Here is a 21,259-nt window from a genome sequence, read left to right as displayed (position 1 = left end):
ATCGGGGACACACATGGGCACGATCCTTCCTCTCGTGTGAGCGAGATGCGAGATTAAGGCAATCATCCCATGTAATGTCCCCTTTGTCACGTGCTCCATCAAAATCGAATCTGCCCACTCCTGAGGGTGATGACCCCGCTGATCACCCGCAACACGACCATTCCCACGGCCAAGAGTCAGATCTTCACCACGGCCACTGACAACCAGATGAGCGTGGAGATTCATGTCCTGCAAGGGGAGCGTCCCATGGTGGCTGAGAACAAGAGCATTGGGCGCTTCATCCTTGATGGGCTTCTGTCTGCTCCGCGGGGGGTGCCCCAGATTGAGGTGACCTTTGATCTTGATGCCAATGGTATCCTCAATGTTTCGGCGCGGGACAAAGGGACGGGGCGGGAGCAGCGCATCACCATCACGGCCTCCAGTGGGCTTTCCAAGGAGGAGGTGGAGCGGATGGTGCGTGAGGCTGAGGCGCATGCGGAGGAAGATCGGCGCAAGCGGGAGGAGATTGAGGTACGCAACCAGGCTGATGGGCTTATTTACAGCACGGAGCGGCTGCTGCGTGAGCAGGGGGAGCGGGTGCCGGCCGAGTTACGCGGTGAGGTGGAGGGGAAGGTGAGCGTCCTGCGCGAGGCCCTTGGGAGTACGGATATTGGGGCGGTGCGCCGGGCGATGGAGGGTCTCTCCCTCTCCCTGCAGCGGATTGGGCAGGCCGTCTATGGGCAGGCCGGGGCCAGCCAGGCTGGTGCATCCCAGAGTGGGGGAGAAGGTCCCCAGGAGGGTACCATCGAGGGGGAGTTCCGTGAGGTGTGATTGACAAGGGATAGAGTTAACCGATGCGGCTAAAGATTTGCTGGCCGCTGAGGGCTTCGACCCCATCTATGGAGCACGTCCGCTGAAATGGACGATATAACGGCGTCTCCTCAATCCCCTGGCCATACGAGTGTTGGAAGGGGAATCCCAGGGAGGGGGTACAGTCATCGTCGATGTGGCTAACAACGAGGTCGTCTTTAGTCGGAAACCTGTAGAGGCGGTGAGGGAAACACCAGAGGCAACAGGCGTGAGATAAAGTTCTCATCCTACCGCGTGCGGGGATACGAGGCTGGACTCGTATCCCTGTTTTTTCTTTCCACTCCTGGATATTGTATACTACTTTATGATGACCTGAAAAAATGAGACAGACTTATATACGCAACTTTTCTATCATTGCCCACATTGATCATGGTAAGACGACGCTCAGTGATCGTCTACTCGAGCTGACCGGAACGGTCAGCGAGCGAGAGATGACCGAGCAGTTGCTTGATTCGATGGACCTGGAGCGGGAAAAAGGGATCACCATCAAGGCCAGGGCCGTACGCATGACCCACCTGAGCCGTGCCGGTGGAGCTTACCAGCTTAACTTGATCGACACACCAGGTCATGTTGACTTCACCTACGAGGTCAGCCGCAGTCTGGCTGCCTGTGAGGGGGCTCTCCTTGTCGTCGACGCTGTCCAGGGCATTGAGGCGCAGACCCTGGCCAACGCCTATCTGGCTCTAGAACATGATCTGACGATCATTCCCGTGGTTAACAAGATCGATCTACCTAATGCGCAGCCACAAAAGGTAGCCAGGGAGATCGAGGAGGTCATCGGCATCCCCCATCAGGAGGTGATCTTCGCCTCAGCTAAGGAGGGTATCGGTATTCAGGATATCTTGGAAGCCATAATTCAGCGCATCCCTCCACCCTGGGGACAACTTCAGCAACCCCTGCGCGCCCTCATCTTTGACTCACACTACGATTCCTACAAGGGGGTCATCGCCTATGTCCGTGTTGTTGACGGCGTAGTCCGGCCTAATACGCCTGTTTTAATGATGTCTACCGCTAAGAAAACAGATGTACTCGAGGTAGGTGTCTTCAAACCCCAGATGAGCCAAGTCAGTGAACTGGCTGCTGGAGAGGTCGGCTATATCGCTACTGGACTAAAAAATGTTCAGGATTCGCGGGTGGGAGACACGATCACCAGCGCTAGCGATCCCGCCGCTGTGCCCCTGCCCGGTTATCGGCCGGCCAAGCCGATGGTCTTCGCCGGGCTCTATCCTGTTGAGGGGGCCGATTACCTCGCCTTGCGAGATGCCCTTGAGAAATTGCGCCTGAACGATGCCTCCTTACAATTCGAACCGGAGACATCGCTGGCCCTGGGCTCCGGCTTTCGTTGTGGTTTCTTAGGACTATTGCACATGGAGATCGTCCAGGAGCGGCTGGAAAGGGAATATCACCTTAACCTGCTTATCACCTCACCCAGTGTGGAATATCAGGTGACCACCACCGATGGACAGGAATTGATCGTCGACAACCCGACGAATCTCCCCCCTGCCGGCCAAATTGCTGAAATTCGGGAACCTTGGCTGAAAATCACCATCGTCACCCCCAGCCGCTATATCGGTACGATTATGGAACTGGTTACGGCGCGGCGTGGTGAGTTTAAGAGGATGGACTATCTCGATGAGCAGCGAGTTTTACTCAACTACGATATCCCTCTCAGCGAGATATTGGTCGATTTCTATGATCAGCTCAAGTCGCATACCCAGGGATATGCCTCGCTGGATTATAGCTTCGGGGAATACAAGCGGGCCAACCTGGTAAAGCTGGAAACCCTGGTCAACAACCAACCGGTAGATGCACTCTCGTTGATCACCCACGCTGACCACGCCTATGCCAAGGGTAGAGAGCTAGTAGAAAAGCTGCGCAAGCTCATCCCTCGCCAGCTCTTTGAGGTCCCTATTCAAGCAGCCATTGGCAGCCGCGTCATCGCCCGGGAGACGATTGCCCCTCTGCGCAAAAATGTCCTGGCCAAATGTTATGGGGGCGATGTTACCCGCAAACGCAAGTTACTGGAGAAGCAGGCCGAGGGCAAACGACGAATGAAGCGCGTGGGGAACGTGGAAATCCCCCAAGAGGCATTTATGGCCATCCTCAAGATAAGAGGGTAGATAGGGTGCTCAACGCCTTTACGTCTCCAGGGCTAGCCACGGCGGTGTCCCAGATACTGTTGTAGCACGTCCGCCAGGTTCGGATGGCTCAACTCCTGCAATTCGTACCGCACCCTGACCATTGGCTTATTCAGGTGTATCAGCCGACGCAGGTCCACTGGAGTAGCGATTATCACCACATCACAATCAATGGCGTTGATTGTCTCTTCCAGATCGCGAATCTGCTCCTTGCTATAGCCCACCGCTGGTAGAAGAGGCCCGATCTGAGGAAAGGCGGCAAAGGCTTCAATGATGGAACCCACGGCCTTTGACCTTGGATCAATGATCTCCCTCGCCCCAAATTTTTTCGCCGCTACCATCCCTGCTCCATAGGACATTTCGCCGTGGGTCAGAGTTGGCCCATCCTCCACAATCAGAACCCTCTTCCTCTTGATCTCCTGCGGCCTGTCAACGCTTACCGGTGAAGCAGCTTCGATGATGGTGGCCGCCGGATTTGCCCGATGGATGCTCTCCCGCACAGCAGCGACGCTCTCCGGACTGGCTGTATCCACTTTATTTATAACCACAACTGTTGCCAGACGTAGATTGGCTTCCCCAGGATGGTAGGTGATTTCGTGTCCAGGGCGAAGGGGATCGGCCACCACAATATGTATGTCGGGACGAATAAAAGGAAGGTCGTTATTGCCCCCATCCCACACGATGACCCCCGATTCGGCCTCCGCCTGCCGCAGGATCTCTCGATAATCCACACCCGCATAGACAACCGTTCCCTGCTCGAGATGGGGTTCATATTCCTCCCTTTCTTCGATACTGCATTCATATCGCTCCAAATCGGCATAGGTAGCGAACCGTTGGCAAGACTGCTGGCGCAGATCACCATAGGGCATAGGATGACGCATGACAACGACCCGGTATCCCTGCTCCTTCAGGATCTGGGTAACGCGTCGCGCCGTCTGGCTCTTCCCCGAACCGGTTCTGACCGCCCCTACTGATACCACCGGCACGGTAGATTCTAGCATAGTGTTCCTGGTGCCCATTAAGCGGAAATCGGCCCCGGCAGCCAACACTAAAGAGGCTCTGTGCATCACGTACTGGTGAGACACATCGCTATAGGCGAAGACAACCTCGTCAACCGACTGTTCATCGAGCAGTCGAGGCAGGTCTGCTTCGCTATATATGGGAATGCCCGCTGGATAATACTTCCCGGCCAGCTCGGGAGGATAGGTCCTCCCCTCTATGCCCGGAATCTGCGTGGCTGTAAAGGCCATCACCTCATAATCATTGTTATCACGAAAATATACATTGAAATTATGAAAGTCGCGTCCCCCGGCTCCCATAATGATGACTTTTTTCTTCTGCATCCTCTGGTATCCTCACGACCTCTAAGGGGTGGCTATGATCTTCTTTATCCGCCACTGCCCATTCTCCTTAATCATGACCAGAACGCCGCGCCAGGTGACGCCATTGGCGCGCATCACAGTGGCAGCCACCTCAACTGTATCGCCAACGGGCTTCTCTCCCTCTATGGTATAGCTGACCACTCTGCCTCGTTCCGCCTCCCGCTGTTTTTGAAACTCGATGTACTGCTCCTCTTCCCCTGGCGCTCGGACATCGGACGTGAAGAGAGCGAAGGCCGCCTTATAATCGGCCACCTTCGACGCTTCTAGATGTTCTCTGACGACATCGCTGGGTGACATGGCCCTTTGACATCCTCCACCCCAGGCGGTGAAGATGGCTAGCATCACAAACAAACAGGTCCTTATCACGGCCATATATTCCCTCATTTATCTAGTTTGCACTGGCGTGACCAGTTTATAATAAATGTAACCGTGCATTGAGCCATAGGTTATCTCATACCATCTGCTCTCCAGCGGGTCGATGGCCTGCCCTCGGACGATTCGCAACAGCTCGACTTGGGCACCATAGGGAACAACCCCAAGTGCGGTAGAGGGTGTGCTGGGTTGGCTGCGGATGATCGCCCCCACACCGCCAACTGTCCTGATGATCCCTTTGCCCGGAGTGGTACCCCCTGCCGGTGTCGGCGTCGATGTCGGTGTTGGAATAGGTGTAGGAGAGGGAACCGTAGCTGTCGGCGATGGGCGGGTCGGTGTGACAGTCAGCGTTGGGGCAGGGCTGGGGAGAACCGCTGTCGCCTGCGAAATTGGGCCACCACCAGATGAGAGTTGAGGTGATGGACTGCCTACCAGCGCTCGTGTGATTGGCGTGGTTTGGAGCAAAACCGTAACCGTCGGTGTAGCTGTGGGGGCTACCAATGTTGGCGATGGGCCAGACAAGGGAAGCATTCCACCCAGACCGAACTCTCTATAGGCGGAAAAAACCAACCATCCTCCCACCAAATAGACAAGCACAGCGATGATGATCAAGCCACGCACTACCCTTGGGCTGATCTCCGTCGGCAGATTGAACACCCTCCCTCCTGTCTCAGCGTGATAACCAGCTCAGTGCTCTCCACTTTGGGACAAAAAGTAGAGTATCGCTTCCAAAGCCCCCCCGCCAATCGCTCGGGCCTTATCAGAGATAGTGAAGCAGTAATCATAGCGAGCTCTCGGATCGACATCACCGACCTTATCCCTGACCCTCACCCAGAGACCATCGGCCAGAAGTCCCCGCAAGACGCCCCCTATACCTGCATGCACGGGTTGTGTGTCAACGAAGGCTACCATCTCGTTGGCCACAACCTGGTCTCCAATTTTCTTGATGCCATGAAAGGTGCCGGTGGCTGGGGACCTTATGACCCGCTCCACAGAGTAACCGGCCACTTCACCCGGTACACCGGTATTAGGCGCCGCAGTGCCCAAGAGGATGACCTTGCCCAGATAGTGACCCCGCGCTGTCTCTATCACCGCGTGCACATCCTGTCCAGCGACAAAACCAGGCCCAAGGGCGACAACAATTGGCGCATCAGTGATCTTGGTACCCAAATTGCGTTTAGCCATGATCGCATCAACCAACACCTGCGGTCGGAGGTGCTGCACAGTCTCAGCTTGGGGATCGACTATCACCGCAAGGAGGCCATCGCTCAGCAAGGATGTTATTTCAAATGGCGATTTCGCCAACCTGGCTTGCACACCTTCGACTTCGACCTCGCCCTCGAAAACGGCGCTAGCAAAGGACACTGGCCGACGAATCACTGTTGGTTGAGGATGTTCTGTGATCATCACCCTAAATCCGGAACGGTACAGACGATGGGCGACGCCGCTACCCAGGTCACCTCCGCCCCGTATAACCACCAAGATATCTTTAAGCATCTTCCCCCACCTCTTCGGCTTGCATGGCTTCATAGTCCGACCAGGTGTCAATGTCGATCAGCACGGCCTTCGATGGGGCCTCTACCCATTCCACCTCAGCACTATGTCGGGAGATTACCCTTCGTCCTCCCTCATCACCAGTCAATTGTCCCAGCTCCCCAAACAAGGAGCAATCAAAAAGAACAGGGTTACCCCGCTTTCCCTTATAGATGGGAACAACGATCGCTTTACCGCTTTGACGATAGCGCTCCAAGAGGAGATCGATCAGCTCGGCCGAGATGAGCGGCTGATCTGATAAGAGGAAGATTGCCACCTGAGCGCCAGAAGCTGCTGTCAGTCCAGCGCGCAGCGAAGTAGATTGTCCTTGTGTCCAGTCGCTATTGACTACGATCTTGACCTTCGCTGTCATCAGATTCGCTGCCTCCAAAGCAGTACGTATCTCCTCCGCCCGATAGCCTAGGACGATGATCACCTCGTTCACTTTAGATTCCACCGCTGCTCTTACCACTCGCCCCAGCACAGTTTCCCCACCGAGCGGCAACAATTGCTTGAGTTGTCCCAGGCGGGTCGAGGCCCCGGCGGCTAAAATGATAGCTACAATTGGGCGCATCAAATCAATATCCATAATCTCTGGGAATAAGGCTAAACCAGCATCCCTTGTGGAGCCTGCCCGTATGCCGAACATTCAAGCACATTATAGGATACTTCCTCGCTCTGTCAAGAAAAGGGCACCTTGACTTCGACCAATCCAGTGTTATACTGAAAATGAGAGGACATGTTCAGTGCCTAAATCGCTTTGGGGGTGAAACTATATGGGAGAGAAAACGAAGAGCCACTATCAAGCCCTATACGAAGTGGCCAAAAACGTGAATTCAACCCTCGACCTGAGGGAGGTATTACAATCCACGGTTGAGAGTGCGGCGAAGGCGATGGGGGCTAAGGGCTGCGCTTTGATGCTGCTAGATGCCACTAAGGAACGGCTCTTGCCCAGCGTCACCTATGGCTTAAGCGAGAGATATCTCCAAAAAGGACCGATCGAAACGGCCAAGAGCCTAGCCGAAGCTCTGGAGGGCCGGCCGATCACTATCACTGATGCGACCAGTGACCCAAGGATACAATATCCTGATGAGGCCAGGGCTGAGGGGATAGCCTCAATCCTTGGCGTACCCGTGCGGCTGAGGGGGGAGATCATCGGCGTCATTCGCCTCTACACAGCTGAGCCACGGGAATTCTCGGCTGAAGATGCCAACTTCCTCGAGGCCATCGCTAGTCTAGGAGCTATCGCCCTTGAGAATGCTCGGCTATACCAAGAAATTAAAACAGATTACAAGGCGCTCCAAAAGGACCTCCAGGAGTGGTATGCCGCTTGGGGCATTGAACGTACAGCTGAGGCCATCACCATCCCCGCCGCAGAGCCTGAAAGACCAGTTTGGTAAATCGGTGTTGCCTGTATAGAATCGGTTCGGGTGGAGTGTTATAATCTGCTCACCATGCCGACGAGGACGGATGGATTGGTTACAGTAAAAGTGGTGACCGACAGCACGGCTGACATCCCACCAGACTTGGCCCGTCAATTGGACATCACCGTGGTTCCCCTTAATGTCCAGTTCGGACAGGAAACCTACCGCGATGGTATCGACATCACTCACGAAGAATTCTACGCTCGCTTAGCCTCGGTTAAAGTTCCACCCACTACTTCGCAGCCATCTGCGGCCGTCTTCGAACAGGCCTACAGTGACCTGGGCAAACGCGGCTATGACATCATTTCCATTCATATCAGTTCTTTATTAAGTGGTACCTGTAGCTCAGCTGCCACGGCCGCCGCAGCCCTGCCCCACCTTAAGATCGCTGTCATCGATTCTCGCTTTTTGTCTATGACGATGGGCTGGCTGGTTATCGCCGCGGCCGAGGCTGCTTCGGCCGGGCAAACCTTTGAGGAGATAGTCCAGTTGGTCAGTATGATGCTCCCTCGACTCCGTTTACTAGCTGTCCTGGATACCCTGGAGTGCCTGAAACGTGGGGGGCGTATCGGTAAGACGGCCGCTTTCCTCGGTTCTGCCCTCGATATCAAGCCGCTTATCTCTATAACCGACGGAGAGGTGCATCCCGTCGAACGAGTCAGGACGAGGAGCAAGTCCTTGCACAGATTAGTTCAGCTGACCGGCACTCTGGGGCCCCTGGAACGTCTGGCTGTAGCCCACGCTGCTTGCCCAGAGGCGGCAGAACGACTGGCCGAACAACTGGCCTCCATCTATCCCCGCCATAAGATGATCATCACTGAAATAGGACCAGTCCTGGGTACACACGCCGGGCCAGGGGCCATCGGCATCTGTTGTGTCCTCGCAGAAGTAGCCCCGGCAGAAGAGACATGAAGGAGAACAGTTTCGAAAGGTTACAAAAGATTCTCAGCCTGGAAAAGAAGCAGGGTTGCCCGAACAAAATCATCATCGGCGGGTTAGATAGTTTTGTGCCCCGCTGGGTGGCCAAAGCTAAGATGGAAGCAGCCGGGCATCCAAGGATAATCGAAGGGGTAGAGCATATCGGATCCCTATTGCAGTCCTACAATCAATCTGACCCTGCTACCCGCTTAGGACAGATAGAGAAAGCGCTGTATCATCTATCCCAGGTTTGGCCAGGAAGGGAGGGGGACTACCAGTCATCAATTGGACCGTTGGCTGGAGCGAAGCCATCGTCTCCACCCCCAATAACTGTCTCTCCAACTGAAGCACAATCTTACCCCTCTTATAATCGCTTGCCCAGGCCGCTGAAAACGCCCAGCTTGCTCACAAAGCGCCTCGCCCGCCTTGACCTCACCTCGCCCATCACCACCATTTGGGGCATCAGTGCTGGCCGGGCTAGCCGCTTAAGCAAACTGGGCATCAATACAGTCGAAGACCTACTCTACCACTTTCCTCGCTGCCACCTCGATTACAGCGCTATGAAATCCATTAAGGATCTCTCCCTGGGTGAACAACAATCGATCTTGGGCACGATCTGGGAAGCCAGAGCAGAGCCAGCCCGCAGCGGCATGCTCAAAATCATGGCCACCGTGAGTGACGATACGGGAGTAGTAGAAGCGATTTGGTTTAATCAGCGCCATTTGTTGAAGTATCTCCGTACCGGGCAGCCGATCGTGCTCAGTGGCGAAGTAAAGGCCTACAAGGGACGATTGCAGTTCGAGAGCCCAGATTGGGAGATCCCCGAGGCCGAAGACCTCACCCATGCTGGCCGTTTAGTACCTGTTTACCCCTTAACCGAAGGACTGCACATCCGTTGGTTGCGCTCTCTAATCAAACAGGTGCTCGATGCTACGTTGCCGAAAGTGAAGGACCACCTGCCTGCCGATCTACGCCAAACTATGAGGTTGATAGATTTGCAGACAGCCATCGCTCAGATGCATTTCCCAGATAACAAGATGCTATTGCAGGCAGCTCAACAGCGCTTGGCTTTCGATGAGCTGTTCCTCATCCAACTGGGAGTTTTACAAAGACGACAGCACTGGCAGATGGATCAACTAGGAAATGCCATGCCGATTAGCGAAGAGGAGCGCAATCTTCTCCTCCAGTCCTTGCCCTTCAAGCTCACTGCTGCCCAGGAGCGGGTGCTACAGGAGCTCTTGAATGATTTGAGTCAGCCCAGACCGATGATCCGCCTGCTTCAGGGTGAGGTCGGTTCTGGCAAGACGGTCGTAGCCACGGTGGCGATAATCATATCCTGGATTAATGGCTTTCAGAGCGTGCTTATGGTACCCACGGAAATCCTGGCCGAGCAGCACTATCGAACCATAAGTGCCCTGGTTGACCGCATCGCTCCTTCCCTTGTGAAAGAGAAGGGGCCCCTCATAGATGGTCAATTGCAGGTTCGGCTTCTGACTGGCAGCTTGCGCAAATCGGAAAAGGAAAGTCTGTACAGACAGATAGCTGACGGAGAGATAGATATCATCATCGGTACACACGCCCTTATCCAGGAAGGTGTCGAGTTCAAACGTTTAGGTTTAGTCATCGTTGATGAACAACATCGCTTTGGGGTCATGCAACGGGCGGCCCTGCGCCAGAAGGGCTATAATCCTCATTTGCTGGTGATGACGGCCACTCCCATTCCCCGCACCCTGGCCATGACCCTCTATGGCGATCTGGATATTTCCGTTATCGATGAGCTTCCCCCTGGTAGACAACAAATCCTTACCTATTTCTTCCCCAAGAAGGAACGGCTTCGGGCATACAACTTCGTCCGGGAACAAGTCAGACAGGGAAGACAGTCCTTTATCATCTGCCCTTTGATTGAGGAGTCAGAAAAGATTGAGGCCAAGGCGGCTACCGCAGAATATGAACGACTGAAAACTCACGTCTTCCCCGACCTCAGACTAGGGCTATTGCATGGCAAAATGAAGGCGCAGGATAAAGAGACCGTCATGAGTCAGTTCCAACGCCAGGAATTAGACATCCTTGTCTCCACCGCCGTAGTAGAGGTGGGGATTGATATACCTAATGCGACCGTTATGCTGATTGAGGGCGCCGACCGATTCGGCCTAGCCCAGCTCCACCAGTTCCGTGGGCGCGTCGGGCGCGGAACAGAGAAATCATACTGCCTCTTATTGAGCGAATCTATATCCCCTGAGGCCGAACAACGCCTCCGCATCATCACCCAGACACAGGATGGCTTTCTATTGGCCGAGGAGGATCTGAAGATGCGGGGTCCAGGAGAGTTCTTCGGAACAAAACAAAGCGGCATGCCAGACCTGAAGATTGCCCGCTTAAGCGATATAGCCCTATTAGAACAAGCCAGATCAGCCGCCACCGATCTTTTCCAGCAAGATCTTCGTTTAAGTAGATATCCAGCCTTGGCCGAAAAGGTTGCGGCCTTCTGGCATGGCACGAATGAATTCAGTTAAGGGATGAGAGTAATCGCCGGCATCGCCAAGGGGCATTGCCTGAAGCACCCCAAGGGGTTGGCTACCCGTCCAACAGCTGATAAAATCAAGGGCGCCATCTTCTCCATGCTTGAAGCGATGCTCGGAGAGGAAGGAAGAGTAGGTACAATAGGCGGACGGATATTGGATCTCTACGCCGGCAGTGGAGCCCTGGGTATTGAAGCCCTATCACGGGGGGCTGTGTGGGCTGACTTTGTCGATTCCGATCGGAATGCCTGTCGAACCATTCAGGAGAACTTGACTCACACCAGATTGGCCGACAGAGCAAAGGTTCATTGTTGCCCGGTGCGAGCTATCTTATCCGGTCGTCAGCGCAGTCGCTTAAGTGGAACCTATAATCTGATATTTATGGATCCGCCATACGCCGATCCACATATTGGAGATACACTCTTAAGCCTGGGACGATCAAACCTACTTAAACCAACGGGAATATTAATCGTAGGACACTTTCGCCGCCTGGAATTGTCTGATAGTTATGCCGACCTGCGATTGATCCGGCGTCGTTGTCACGGTGACGCATGCCTTTCATTCTATCGCCAAATGCCTACATCAAAGGAGGAAGTGACTTGACCATAGCTATATATCCAGGTACCTTTGATCCGATGACCAGTGGACATCTGGATATTGCCAGGAGAGCGGCCTCTATTTTCGATCATGTTATCATCGCCATCTACGATGCCCCAGCGAAGAACGTACTATTCTCTACTGAAGAGCGTGTAGCGATGGCTGCTAAGGCCACCGAGGGATTGCCAAACGTGAGTGTAAGCAGATATAATGGTTTAACGGTCGATTATGCTCGGCAAAAGAACGCCAGGGTAATCGTACGGGGCCTGCGGGCCATGTCTGATTTCGAACTCGAGATGCAGATGGCCTTGCTGAATCGTAAGCTGGCGCCAGAAATCGAGGTGGTCTGCTTAATGACTAGCTTGCAATATAGCTTCCTCAGCTCCAGCATTATCAAGGAGATCGTTAGCTTGGGTGGGTGCATTGAGGGTTTAGTGCCGGATCACGTGCTCGTCGCCCTTCAGCAGAAGCATAAAGGGGGAGGGGAATCATCGCCGATTCCCAGACATCTCAACACTTAGGTTGAGCCGATTAGCAGGGGGCGGTTGGCCAACCGCCCCCTGCTTTAGGTGCGTGCTTCACGTCAAAGGAAAGGGGGTGATTAATATCGACGTATTGCACCTGATTGACCGTCTAGAGGGATTGGTGACCTCGGGAGTGCGTTTCCCTTTGACTTCGAAGGCCGTCGTTGATGAACAGGAGTTTTTGGATATTATTGACCAGTTGCGCGTGGCTGTGCCGGAGGAGATCAGACAAGCCAAGCGTCTCAACCAGGAGAAGGACCGCCTTCTCGGCAACGCCCAGGTGGAGTCGGAAGATCTCCTCAACAGCGCCCGAGAACAGGCTGCTCGAATGCTACAGGAGAATGAGCTGGTCAAAGCTGCTCAAGAGCGGGCCGATACCCTGCTGCGTGAAGTTCAGCAGCAGGCCGAGAAGATCCTCAGCGGCGCGGATAATTACGCTATGGAGATATTCACTGGTTTGGAAAACGAGTTGAATCGCCTCCTGGCCCAGGTTCGGAAGAGCCGGGCCTATCTGGAGAAAGCAAGCAAATCTGGCCAAACCACACCGACGGAGCAACCTGTCACTAGAGCAGTGCCCCTAACCCAACCCATAGCCAAGCCAGAATTCAGCCGGAGCAAAGAGGTTATAGCTCAAAAACATAGCGAGCAGCGAACCTCAGTCGAAGACCCTGATTCCGATGGCAATTAGCTATAAGGATAAGAAAGACCAACCACCCAGTTACTGACAACCGTAGGAGTACCACGGACGACGGCCCTGGGGACGTCATACTGTTTGACGAGGAGATTCTGGGGGCAAGATGCACTTCTACACCCCCACCTGCCTTTCCCTACTCTTCTGTATCCTATCGCCCCAGCAGAGAATGTTGAACAACGGGGGTTCCAAGGGGCGTAGTTCGCCTGCGGCGGATCTGGGGATGTGCCCTCCTTCCGCAGGAAGGACAAGAAAGCCTGTCCTTCCGCAGGTCAAAGACTCTTCGAGAAGGACAACCTTGAATCCGCCGAAGGCGGATTTGGGGGGAGATATTCAATGTTCTCCCTCGCATTTTCTTGACTCCAGTCCTCAGGGTTCCCTATAATGACTCAGGCTTAAGGAAATGTCGGACAATCAAAGGGAATGATAGATTGAATTTTCATGTTGCCCAGCTGCTCAAAGAGCCCGTGGGGGCAATACGAAAATATGATATTGAGGAAGACATCGCTCAAATCGGCGACGCAACTACCACGGAGCCGCTGAGCGGTCACGTCACTTTGATCCGAACAGATCGAGGCATTTTGGTTGAGGCTGATTTGCAGACCAGCGTGCGCCTCAGTTGTAGCCGCTGCCTGGAAGAGCTGACTTATCCACTGCATATGCAGTTCAAAGAGGAGTTTCAACCGACACTTGACATAAATACAGGGCTACCTGCCCCGCCCCCAGCGGACAAACAGACATTTACCATCGATGAGAGCCATGTTCTCGATCTGACTGAGGCAGTACGGCAATACGGTATCCTGTCCCTGCCAATGCAACCGCTTTGCCGGCCCGATTGCGCCGGGCTATGCCCCCAATGCGGACAGAGCCTTAACTACGGGCGATGTCATTGCCAGATGATAACCACCGACAGTCGCTGGGCACGCCTGGAAAGCCTCTTGAAAGAGAAGGAAAACTCAGACGATCAAGAGCCAAAAGATTCTTAAGGAAGGAGTTGATCAAGATTGCCACCTGTACCAAAAAGAAAAACGGCCAAGGCTCGCCAGGGCGAACGGCGTAGCCATTTACACTTGAAACCGGTCACTTTGGTCCAATGCTCACAATGTCATAAGCCGCGCTTACCACATCACGTCTGTCCAAGCTGTGGCTATTATGATGGTGTTGATGTGCTCAAGATTAAGAAGACCAAGAAAGAGAAGAAATAAAACGGGAAGAAGGTAGTTTTGTCCAATATAGGCTTCGTTTTTCCTGGCCAAGGATCGCAATTCGTCGGTATGGGGAAAGACCTGTATGATTCATATCACGCTGCCAGAGAGGTCTTTCACGTGGCCGATGAGGTTCTGGGCTTTCCATTATCAAAGATGTGTTTTGAGGGGCCTGAGCCTGTCCTACGCCAGACGATTAACGCCCAACCAGCTATCTTGACCGTCAGCATCGCTGTTCTACAAGCTCTAAGGGCAGAGCTGGGGAACGGTTTTGAACCGGCCCTCCTGGCTGGACACAGTTTGGGGGAATATTCTGCCCTGGTCGCCGCTGGCTCTCTTGATTTCAGCGAAGCCATTTGGCTTGTCCGCGAACGCGGCCGCCTGGCCCAAGAAGTGGCAAATCGATCGCTAGGGGGCATGGTGGCTATCATCGGACTGGCTGATTCTGTTCTAGAGGAAATATGCACTGGAGAGAACTGCCACGGCGTCATCTGTATCGCCAACTATAATTCTCCCGGCCAAGTCGTGCTTTCGGGCGAGCGGCAGGCCCTGCAATGGGCTGTCGGAATAGCAAGGGAGAGAGGCGCACGCAGGGTGATTCCCCTCGCTGTCGATGGCCCTTTCCATTCCCCACTGATGCAGCCAGCGGCAGAGCAGTTCACAAAGGCTGTGGCTCGCCTGTGTGTGCGCCCAGCAAGTGTGCCCGTAGTGGGTAATATCTCCGCCCAACCCCTGCAAGAGGTTACAGATATTACTGCTGAACTTGTGCAACAGCTGACCAGCCCCGTTCGCTGGACACAATCTGTCCGGTACATGCGGGTAGCCGGATTAACCACCTTCGTGGAGATCGGGCCTGGTCAGATTCTGTGTGGTTTAATAAAACGAATCGTCGCTGATGCCGAAACCATCAGCCTAAACAGCGTGGCGAGTCTGGGAACGCTTCGCCAAGACCTGTCAGTCCGCACCGGTGACAAATGAGGACAGCGACACATGCAGCCTAATCTTGGTAGCATCCATATATCAGCCAGCGTGCTGGCTACTATCGCCCGCTTGACTGCTCTCTCTGTGCCTGGCATTGTCGGTATGAGCAGTGACCCAATCTGTGGTTTGTTCCGGCTTTGCACCCGCGGCAGACCCAGGGGAGTTGAGCTACGCATCGAGGATGAATCAGTTTATATTGACCTGTATATTATTGTCGAACATGGCGTGAATATGCTTGAGACAGGATCACGCCTTCAACAACAGGTCGCCGAAGCTATCAGCACGATGGTGAGCATGACAGTGAAGGAAGTGAACGTTTACATTCGGGATGTCCGCTAAGATCGGTACAGTTTGGCGGCGATGCCCCGAACCTGTTCCGGCGGCAACGTTTATTACCGTTCTTACGGGCAGAGAGCCGCAGACTAAGACAGCTAAGGGGGTTATAGCTAGCGAGGAGAGTGATGGGCCCCAGACGACGAGCCAGGATAGTCGCCCTCCAAACTCTTTTTGAAGTGGACACTGTTGATCATCCTCCGGAGGAAGTCCTTGAGCACTCTCTGGTGGAAACACCGCTACCAGGCGAGGCCGCAGAATATGCCCGCCATCTTGTTAGAGGCGTAATACAAAACCGTGCGCAGATCGATGGGATCATCCAGAAAGCCGCCCCAGCTTGGCCCCTTGACCAGATGGCCTCGATCGACAAGAATATTCTGCGTCTTGCAATTTTTGAGTTATTATTTAATAATACGAGCGTCCCAGCCAAAGCGGCTATCAATGAGGCTGTAGAGCTGGCTAAGCTCTTCGGCAGCGATAGCTCAAGCCGGTTCATCAATGGAGCCCTCGGAGCAATTACTCCACGATAAAAACTTATTATGAGGAGGTGAAAGGATGGCCCAAGACACTTTCGAGCGTCTGAAAAAGATCATCATGGAACAGCTAGGCGTCGAGGAGAACCAGGTGGTACCGAATGCTTCCTTCGTCGAGGATTTAAATGCTGATTCCCTTGATCTTGTAGAACTCATCATGTCTCTGGAAGAAGAGTTCGGTATGGAGATATCCGACGAAGAGGCGGAAAAGATTATTACGGTACAAGATGCCGTAGATTATATTAACGAACATTTATGATCAACTTGAGGGCTAAACAGCAACATACTTAAAGCGGATTGGGATGAGTCTGGACTGGCAGACCTGTAAGCCTCTTAGAGGTCTGCCTTTTTTCGTCTAGCCTCAGGGTAGAGCTCAGCCTGCGTGGGATGGCTCTGTCTATGAACAATTGCACCAGGTGCCCTGAGTGAAAAGGGAGTGATCAAATGCGCCGTAACGCAAGCGAATTGACACCTCGCCACAGGGTCCTTTGCGCCCTGCGGCACGAGCAGCCGGATAGAATTCCAGTGGACTTCTGGGCCAACTCGGCCGTCTGGGACAATCTAAAGAGATACTTCGGTGTGACGAGAAAGGCTGAAGTGCTGGAAGGGCTGGAGGTGGATTGTCGCACCATCGAGCCGTGTTATGTGGGGCCACCCGTCGAAATTGTCCCAGACGCATTCCTCAATATTTGGGGGACACATCGCAAGTACGCCAGGACCGACTATGGCCAGATGTGGGTCTTTGATAGCTATCCGTTGGGTAAGGCGTCCACCGTCGCCGAGGTGGAGTCCTATCCCTGGCCAAAGGCGGAATGGTTCGATGTAAGCGACCTCATCGAGCAGATCCGAGCGATCAACGGAGGAACAGGATATTTCATCCACTATCGTCTCGGCAGTCCTTTCGAGACCGCCTGGGCCTTGCGCGGTTTAGAGCAGACGCTCATCGATATGGCTGAAGGGTCGGAAATAGTGGCTGCCCTTCTGAACCGCATCACTGACTCCCTGATCGCTATAGGCCGTAAGGTGCTGGAGGCGGCCGATGGACTGATTGACGCGGTCCGCACAGGCGATGACGTGGCCACTCAACAGGGGCTCCTGATGTCTCCAGCTACGTGGCGGAGATACATTAAACCCTGCCACGTGCGCCTGAACAGGATGATCCACGACTATGGGGCGAGGGTCTTGTACCATTGCTGTGGTGCTGTTTATGACCTCATCGATGAATTCATTGATATGGGTATAGATATTCTTAACCCTCTGCAACCACGGGCGGCGAAGATGGATCTGGCCCTCATCAAGGAGAGGTATGGTGACCGTCTGTGCTTCCACGGAGGCATCGACGTCCAGCGGACACTGCCCTTCGGCACGGTGGCGGAGGTGGCTGCCGAGGTGCGTGAGAGGGTAAGGGTCTTAGGTAAGAATGGCGGCTACGTTATGACTGCTGCCCACGGTATCCAGCCAGACGTCCCTTTGGCTAACATCCTGAGCATGTACGATGTCTCACTACGTTAAAGAGAGGCGTCACCAGATGATGAGCACCCCTAAAGAGAAGATGGATAACGCTTTCAATCATCGCGCAGGTCCCATCCCCTGGGTTGAGATCGTGGTAGATGAAACCATAATGTCTAAGATACTTGGACGGGAGGTTCGCTCCTGGCAGGATAGGGTAGATTTCGCCCGCCAGGTCGGACTCGCTGCTCTAGGGATATATCACTGGGAACGATACGGCAGTCACAAAGACGAATCCAGAGAAGTATTGCACCACTATCCCTTGATAAAGGAGCGCAGTGATCTGGAGAAGCTGAGGATTCCCCCCGTAGACGAGGACGCTATCATCAGCGAGGTCAAAGAGGCGAAGCGAGCTATTGGCGATAGTGGCATCACCCTCTTCTGTGAGTTTGCCTTCTGTCTGGATCAGACCATCGCCGACATGGGCTTTGAGAACTTCTGCCTCAAACTCTACGATGACCCCGAATTCGTCAGGGAGATGTTGGGACGCTACGCTGCCCACATCGGCAACCTGATAGACCTCTATAACCGGCTGCCAGAGATCGATTTCGTCTGGATCGGCGATGACCTCGCCTACAAGGCCGGGCTCTTCGTCTCACCGGCGCTGTTTCGCCGGCATATCCTGCCCTTCTTTCAATCCCTGGCTGAGCGCATAAGGAAGCCCTGGGTCTATCACAGCGATGGCAATATCAGTGAGGTACTCAACGATATTCTCGCCCTGGGCCCTACGGCCCTCCATCCTATAGAGCCAGATGCGATGGACATCTATCAATTGAAGAGGGACATCGGAGATAAAGTATGTTTGATCGGTAATCTGGATGTTGACCTCATCGCCCGCGGCTCTGAGGAGGAGGTATGTCGAGAGGTCGCCCGACTGCTAGGTATCTGCGGTAAGGGTGGGGGCTACGCCTTCAGCAGCGGCAATGCCATAACCAAGTATGCGAAGCTGGAGAACGTGCTCGCCATAGCCAGAACGATCAAGGAGTACAACGATACCCATTATCAGTCTCCAGTCGCCCAATCTAGATAACTATTATGGAGGATCGGGATGGTAGATCTAGAGCAACTTTCGCAGGCGATCATCACGGGTAAGGAGAAGACAGCAAAGGAACTGACCGGACAGGCCCTGGCCGAGGGGAGCGTCCCTGAGCACATCATCAACAATTATATGATCCCGGCTATGGAGGAGGTAGGCGCTCGCTTCGAGCGAAACGAGTTTTACCTACCGGAGATGCTCATCGCCGCTCGGGCGATGCAGGGAGCGTTATCCCTCCTCAAACAGCAGCTTGTAGGTAAAGAGGTTCCAACCGTTGGTAAGGTAGTTGTTGGCACTGTCCAGGGTGATCTGCATGACATTGGCAAGAACCTGGTAGCGATGATGCTAGAGGGTAGCGGCTTTGAAGTCTTGGATCTGGGAGTCGATGTTCCGCCAGATGGATTCGTCGAGGCCATCCAAAGCAGCAGCGCCCAGATCATCGGGATGTCTGCTCTCCTGAGCACTACTATGATCAAAATGAGGGTCACCATCCAGGCCCTGCGGGAGGCTGGACTCCGCGATCAAGTGAAGGTGATGATCGGTGGCGCGGCAGCTTCCCAACGTTACGCTGAGGAAATTGGTGCCGATGGCTACGCCTCCAACGCCTATGGGGCGGTGACCCTGGCTAAGAAATTTATCGCCTCCTAGCTAACGCAGTTAAGGGGACTCGGATATCCTATAGGTATCGCCGATGAAGAAACAGGGGAAAGCACCTATATTAACTCTACTGAAGCCACTGCCTGATGTCCGACTGGACAGGGAGAGGGCAGCCCTGCTGATCATAGATATGCAGTACCTTGACGCTCACCCAGACTATGGGCTTATCGCGAGGGCCAAAGGATGCGACTTACCAGAAGAAACCTACGGCTATTACAGCGATAGGCTGGCACTCATTATCGCCAATATTCAGAAGCTACTTGCGGCCTTCCGTGAACGCGGCATGGAAGTGATCTATACCAAAATACAATCACTCACCCCGGATGGACGAGATAGGGGATTACAACACAAAGGCCGAGACATCGAAGCCAAACCAGGTTCCTTGGAGGCCGAGATCCTGCCAGAGCTGAAGCCTTTGGAGGGGGAAATTGTCCTGACCAAGACGGCTTCCGGAGCCTTTAATTGCACGGCTATAGATTACGTGTTAAGGAACCTAGGCATAACCCAGCTGGTGATTGTGGGGGTAGTGACCAACGGCTGTGTGGAGACCACAGTGCGCGATGCCTCGGACCGTGGCTACCAGGTTATTCTCGTCGAGGATGGCTGCGCTGCCCTCACCTCTGCAGCTCATCAGGCTTCCATCAATAATTTGAGTGAACATTATGCTAAGGTTTTATCTACCGAGGAAGTCCTCGACAATTTGAAATACATGGGATCGGTCTGAGAACAAGAGTTTATAAACTGGGCAGTTGGACGACCTCGAGTTCCTTATGTCTTACTCCCCGCGGCTGACCCAGCCAGGCGAACAGTCCCGAAAGGGCCGTAGCCGCTGTGCCGATAGCGAAGGCGCTCAGGTAACTGCCGCTAATATCGAAAACATAGCCACCAAACCAGGCCCCAATGCCTGCCCCTAACCCATAGGCTGAACCCAACAACCCATTAATCGTCGCTAGATAAGGCCCGGCAAAGACATCAGCAGCCATGGAGGAGAGGAGTGAGATGCGTGAGCCGAATCCCAAGCCGAAGAAGAGCGCATAGACGTAAAGTGGCCAGCTTTGGGAGGCATCGCGCAGCACCAACGTTATGAGGGCGCTTAATAACACGGCCACCGTGCCCAGACTATAGGCCGCCTCCCGGCCAAGACGGTCTGAGGCGTAACCCCAGACGATATATCCGATGGCCATCAAGAGGCCAACGAGACCGAAGATGAAGGCTGCAAAGCTCCGGCTATAACCTATATCGACGCACCAGGCCACCTGGTGCACCAACATAAGGGTTAACGGTGCCACTCCTAAAACCGAGGCTGTGAAGAGGAACCAAAAACGGGAGGTACCCAGCGCCGCCTTAATCGTCCAACCATGGTGTACCGAGATGTGTCCGCTGGTACTCGTTCCAAGTCCACCCCCATTCGGCTGAGGATCGCTGCTCGATGTAGTGACTCCATCTGGTAATGACGCCATCCGGCTGGGGTCACGGCGCAAAAGTAGGGCCACGGCAGGCAAGGTGATGACGATAAACAAGGTGGCCAGGACGATGTACGCCTGCCGCCAGCCTATAGTAGAAATGAGGACCTCACTTAGAGGGGCTATGGCCAGGATACCGACCCCTGAGCCGGCGCAGGCGATACCCACTGCCGCCCCGCGCTTGCGGATAAACCACCGTGAGACAAGCGCCACGTGGGGTGTAAGCCCGAGAACTGTGAAACCGATAAAGGCTATCACCCCATAAAAGAGATAAATCTGCCAGAGATATTGCAGCGTGCTACAGGCGATCAGCCCCAGGGCAAAGAGCATCGCCCCACCCGAAAAGGTCTTTTGGGGACCAAACCGATCCAGAATGGCCCCAACGAGGGGTGAACCCAGGGCGAAGATTACATTGCCAAGCAAGATCACGCCAGCGACGCTGGCCCGGCTCCAGTGAAATTCATCGATGAGGGCCACCAGGAAAACAGCATAAGAGTGCTTTATGCCAAAGGTTAGGGCCAGGCTGGTAAAGCATACAGCTACGATGACCCAGCCATAGAAAAATGGTGTCGTTCGCTCCTGCCGTAACATACGG

The 21,259-nt window shown here is 54.1% G+C and carries 25 protein-coding genes; 18 read left to right on the top strand and 7 right to left on the bottom strand.

Translation table 11 applies throughout. The annotated features are described in order from the left end of the window. The first annotated feature begins 129 nt into the window (after positions 1-129). The gene (locus tag M1136_00495) at positions 130-810 is read left to right on the top strand and encodes an Hsp70 family protein (GenBank protein ID MCL5074119.1); all 681 of its coding nucleotides are present in this window, start codon (positions 130-132) and stop codon (positions 808-810) included. Between the two features lie 16 nt (positions 811-826). Here M1136_00495 and M1136_00490 read toward each other — a convergent pair whose 3' ends face one another. Further along, the gene (locus M1136_00490; GenBank protein ID MCL5074118.1) at positions 827-1,075 is read right to left on the bottom strand and encodes a hypothetical protein; all 249 of its coding nucleotides are present in this window, start codon (positions 1,073-1,075) and stop codon (positions 827-829) included. A gap of 94 nt (positions 1,076-1,169) precedes the next feature. On the opposite strand from M1136_00490, the gene lepA reads away from it, so the two are divergent. Further along, the gene (lepA, locus tag M1136_00485; protein MCL5074117.1) at positions 1,170-2,969 is read left to right on the top strand and encodes a translation elongation factor 4; all 1,800 of its coding nucleotides are present in this window, start codon (positions 1,170-1,172) and stop codon (positions 2,967-2,969) included. Positions 2,970-3,001: 32 nt separating this feature from the next. On the opposite strand, the gene M1136_00480 is transcribed toward lepA, so the two are convergent. Genes M1136_00480 through mocA form a run of 5 tightly spaced genes read right to left on the bottom strand, consistent with a single transcriptional unit; the run spans position 3,002 to position 6,848 of the window. Beyond that, positions 3,002-4,330, bottom strand: coding sequence for a cyclic 2,3-diphosphoglycerate synthase (locus M1136_00480; protein MCL5074116.1), 1,329 nt, complete (start codon positions 4,328-4,330; stop codon positions 3,002-3,004). Between the two features lie 21 nt (positions 4,331-4,351). Then, positions 4,352-4,741 carry a DUF4878 domain-containing protein gene (locus M1136_00475; GenBank protein MCL5074115.1) on the bottom strand — a complete coding sequence of 130 codons (390 nt, stop codon included), beginning with the start codon at positions 4,739-4,741 and terminating at the stop codon, positions 4,352-4,354. Positions 4,742-4,753: 12 nt separating this feature from the next. Continuing rightward, positions 4,754-5,398, bottom strand: coding sequence for an SH3 domain-containing protein (locus M1136_00470; GenBank protein MCL5074114.1), 645 nt, complete (start codon positions 5,396-5,398; stop codon positions 4,754-4,756). Between the two features lie 30 nt (positions 5,399-5,428). After that, on the bottom strand, positions 5,429-6,238 hold the full coding sequence (gene yqeB / locus M1136_00465; protein ID MCL5074113.1) for a selenium-dependent molybdenum cofactor biosynthesis protein YqeB: 810 nt from the start codon (positions 6,236-6,238) through the stop codon (positions 5,429-5,431). Beyond that, positions 6,231-6,848 carry a molybdenum cofactor cytidylyltransferase gene (mocA, locus tag M1136_00460; protein ID MCL5074112.1) on the bottom strand — a complete coding sequence of 206 codons (618 nt, stop codon included), beginning with the start codon at positions 6,846-6,848 and terminating at the stop codon, positions 6,231-6,233. The genes yqeB and mocA overlap by 8 nt, the downstream gene beginning before the upstream one ends. A gap of 202 nt (positions 6,849-7,050) precedes the next feature. On the opposite strand from mocA, the gene M1136_00455 reads away from it, so the two are divergent. From M1136_00455 to M1136_00380, 16 genes are all read left to right on the top strand, one after another. After that, positions 7,051-7,674 carry a GAF domain-containing protein gene (locus tag M1136_00455; GenBank protein ID MCL5074111.1) on the top strand — a complete coding sequence of 208 codons (624 nt, stop codon included), beginning with the start codon at positions 7,051-7,053 and terminating at the stop codon, positions 7,672-7,674. Between the two features lie 30 nt (positions 7,675-7,704). Then, the gene (locus tag M1136_00450) at positions 7,705-8,610 is read left to right on the top strand and encodes a DegV family protein (protein ID MCL5074110.1); all 906 of its coding nucleotides are present in this window, start codon (positions 7,705-7,707) and stop codon (positions 8,608-8,610) included. After that, positions 8,607-11,129 (top strand): ATP-dependent DNA helicase RecG, encoded by a 2,523-nt coding sequence (recG, locus tag M1136_00445; GenBank protein ID MCL5074109.1) that lies wholly within the window; start codon positions 8,607-8,609, stop codon positions 11,127-11,129. Before M1136_00450 ends, recG begins: the two co-directional genes overlap by 4 nt. A 3-nt stretch (positions 11,130-11,132) precedes the next feature. Further along, on the top strand, positions 11,133-11,738 hold the full coding sequence (rsmD, locus tag M1136_00440) for a 16S rRNA (guanine(966)-N(2))-methyltransferase RsmD (GenBank protein MCL5074108.1): 606 nt from the start codon (positions 11,133-11,135) through the stop codon (positions 11,736-11,738). After that, positions 11,735-12,253, top strand: a complete 519-nt coding sequence (gene coaD, locus M1136_00435; protein ID MCL5074107.1) for a pantetheine-phosphate adenylyltransferase — start codon at positions 11,735-11,737, stop codon at positions 12,251-12,253. The genes rsmD and coaD overlap by 4 nt, the downstream gene beginning before the upstream one ends. A gap of 76 nt (positions 12,254-12,329) precedes the next feature. After that, a complete protein-coding gene (locus M1136_00430) occupies positions 12,330-12,944 on the top strand; it encodes a hypothetical protein (protein ID MCL5074106.1) in 615 nt (204 codons plus the stop codon). A 434-nt stretch (positions 12,945-13,378) separates the two neighbouring features. Continuing rightward, positions 13,379-13,933: a DUF177 domain-containing protein gene (locus M1136_00425; protein ID MCL5074105.1), complete on the top strand. Its 555-nt coding sequence runs from the start codon at positions 13,379-13,381 to the stop codon at positions 13,931-13,933. An 18-nt stretch (positions 13,934-13,951) separates the two neighbouring features. Next, positions 13,952-14,152 carry a 50S ribosomal protein L32 gene (rpmF, locus tag M1136_00420; GenBank protein ID MCL5074104.1) on the top strand — a complete coding sequence of 67 codons (201 nt, stop codon included), beginning with the start codon at positions 13,952-13,954 and terminating at the stop codon, positions 14,150-14,152. Positions 14,153-14,170: 18 nt separating this feature from the next. Continuing rightward, positions 14,171-15,130, top strand: coding sequence for an ACP S-malonyltransferase (gene fabD / locus M1136_00415; protein ID MCL5074103.1), 960 nt, complete (start codon positions 14,171-14,173; stop codon positions 15,128-15,130). Between the two features lie 12 nt (positions 15,131-15,142). Then, a complete protein-coding gene (locus M1136_00410; protein ID MCL5074102.1) occupies positions 15,143-15,472 on the top strand; it encodes an Asp23/Gls24 family envelope stress response protein in 330 nt (109 codons plus the stop codon). Positions 15,473-15,594: 122 nt separating this feature from the next. Next, positions 15,595-15,996, top strand: a complete 402-nt coding sequence (gene nusB / locus M1136_00405) for a transcription antitermination factor NusB (protein MCL5074101.1) — start codon at positions 15,595-15,597, stop codon at positions 15,994-15,996. Between the two features lie 25 nt (positions 15,997-16,021). Further along, positions 16,022-16,258 carry an acyl carrier protein gene (gene acpP / locus M1136_00400; protein MCL5074100.1) on the top strand — a complete coding sequence of 79 codons (237 nt, stop codon included), beginning with the start codon at positions 16,022-16,024 and terminating at the stop codon, positions 16,256-16,258. A gap of 185 nt (positions 16,259-16,443) precedes the next feature. After that, entirely contained in the window at positions 16,444-17,511 is a 1,068-nt protein-coding gene (locus tag M1136_00395) for a hypothetical protein (protein MCL5074099.1), read from the top strand. Further along, positions 17,495-18,538 carry a uroporphyrinogen decarboxylase family protein gene (locus M1136_00390; protein MCL5074098.1) on the top strand — a complete coding sequence of 348 codons (1,044 nt, stop codon included), beginning with the start codon at positions 17,495-17,497 and terminating at the stop codon, positions 18,536-18,538. The genes M1136_00395 and M1136_00390 overlap by 17 nt, the downstream gene beginning before the upstream one ends. A gap of 18 nt (positions 18,539-18,556) precedes the next feature. Then, positions 18,557-19,192: a corrinoid protein gene (locus M1136_00385; protein MCL5074097.1), complete on the top strand. Its 636-nt coding sequence runs from the start codon at positions 18,557-18,559 to the stop codon at positions 19,190-19,192. Positions 19,193-19,235: 43 nt separating this feature from the next. Further along, entirely contained in the window at positions 19,236-19,925 is a 690-nt protein-coding gene (locus M1136_00380; GenBank protein MCL5074096.1) for a cysteine hydrolase, read from the top strand. A gap of 10 nt (positions 19,926-19,935) precedes the next feature. On the opposite strand, the gene M1136_00375 is transcribed toward M1136_00380, so the two are convergent. After that, complete coding sequence (locus M1136_00375) at positions 19,936-21,255, bottom strand: MFS transporter (GenBank protein ID MCL5074095.1); 1,320 nt, start codon at positions 21,253-21,255, stop codon at positions 19,936-19,938. Between the last annotated feature and the right edge of the window lie 4 nt (positions 21,256-21,259).

The organism is Chloroflexota bacterium, from assembly GCA_023475225.1.
Taxonomy (GTDB): domain Bacteria; phylum Chloroflexota; class UBA6077; order FW602-bin22; family JAMCVK01; genus JAMCVK01.
The sequence above is the reverse complement of the archived record's forward strand: the minus strand, read 5'-3'. Positions and strand labels throughout refer to the sequence as shown.

What these genes read in the sequence shown, in the direction of transcription:
- recG (MCL5074109.1), top strand. Translation starts at nt 8,607, where the DNA reads ATGAAGGAGAACAGTTTCGAAAGGTTACAAAAGATTCTCAGCCTGGAA.
- mocA (MCL5074112.1), bottom strand. Translation starts at nt 6,848, where the DNA reads ATGCGCCCAATTGTAGCTATCATTTTAGCCGCCGGGGCCTCGACCCGC.
- M1136_00395 (MCL5074099.1), top strand. Translation starts at nt 16,444, where the DNA reads ATGCGCCGTAACGCAAGCGAATTGACACCTCGCCACAGGGTCCTTTGC.
- M1136_00380 (MCL5074096.1), top strand. Translation starts at nt 19,236, where the DNA reads ATGAAGAAACAGGGGAAAGCACCTATATTAACTCTACTGAAGCCACTG.
- acpP (MCL5074100.1), top strand. Translation starts at nt 16,022, where the DNA reads ATGGCCCAAGACACTTTCGAGCGTCTGAAAAAGATCATCATGGAACAG.
- M1136_00480 (MCL5074116.1), bottom strand. Translation starts at nt 4,330, where the DNA reads ATGCAGAAGAAAAAAGTCATCATTATGGGAGCCGGGGGACGCGACTTT.
- M1136_00390 (MCL5074098.1), top strand. Translation starts at nt 17,495, where the DNA reads ATGTCTCACTACGTTAAAGAGAGGCGTCACCAGATGATGAGCACCCCT.
- M1136_00490 (MCL5074118.1), bottom strand. Translation starts at nt 1,075, where the DNA reads ATGAGAACTTTATCTCACGCCTGTTGCCTCTGGTGTTTCCCTCACCGC.
- lepA (MCL5074117.1), top strand. Translation starts at nt 1,170, where the DNA reads ATGAGACAGACTTATATACGCAACTTTTCTATCATTGCCCACATTGAT.
- M1136_00410 (MCL5074102.1), top strand. Translation starts at nt 15,143, where the DNA reads ATGCAGCCTAATCTTGGTAGCATCCATATATCAGCCAGCGTGCTGGCT.
- M1136_00455 (MCL5074111.1), top strand. Translation starts at nt 7,051, where the DNA reads ATGGGAGAGAAAACGAAGAGCCACTATCAAGCCCTATACGAAGTGGCC.
- M1136_00385 (MCL5074097.1), top strand. Translation starts at nt 18,557, where the DNA reads ATGGTAGATCTAGAGCAACTTTCGCAGGCGATCATCACGGGTAAGGAG.
- nusB (MCL5074101.1), top strand. Translation starts at nt 15,595, where the DNA reads ATGGGCCCCAGACGACGAGCCAGGATAGTCGCCCTCCAAACTCTTTTT.
- yqeB (MCL5074113.1), bottom strand. Translation starts at nt 6,238, where the DNA reads ATGCTTAAAGATATCTTGGTGGTTATACGGGGCGGAGGTGACCTGGGT.
- M1136_00475 (MCL5074115.1), bottom strand. Translation starts at nt 4,741, where the DNA reads ATGGCCGTGATAAGGACCTGTTTGTTTGTGATGCTAGCCATCTTCACC.
- rsmD (MCL5074108.1), top strand. Translation starts at nt 11,133, where the DNA reads ATGAGAGTAATCGCCGGCATCGCCAAGGGGCATTGCCTGAAGCACCCC.
- M1136_00495 (MCL5074119.1), top strand. Translation starts at nt 130, where the DNA reads ATGACCCCGCTGATCACCCGCAACACGACCATTCCCACGGCCAAGAGT.
- M1136_00375 (MCL5074095.1), bottom strand. Translation starts at nt 21,255, where the DNA reads ATGTTACGGCAGGAGCGAACGACACCATTTTTCTATGGCTGGGTCATC.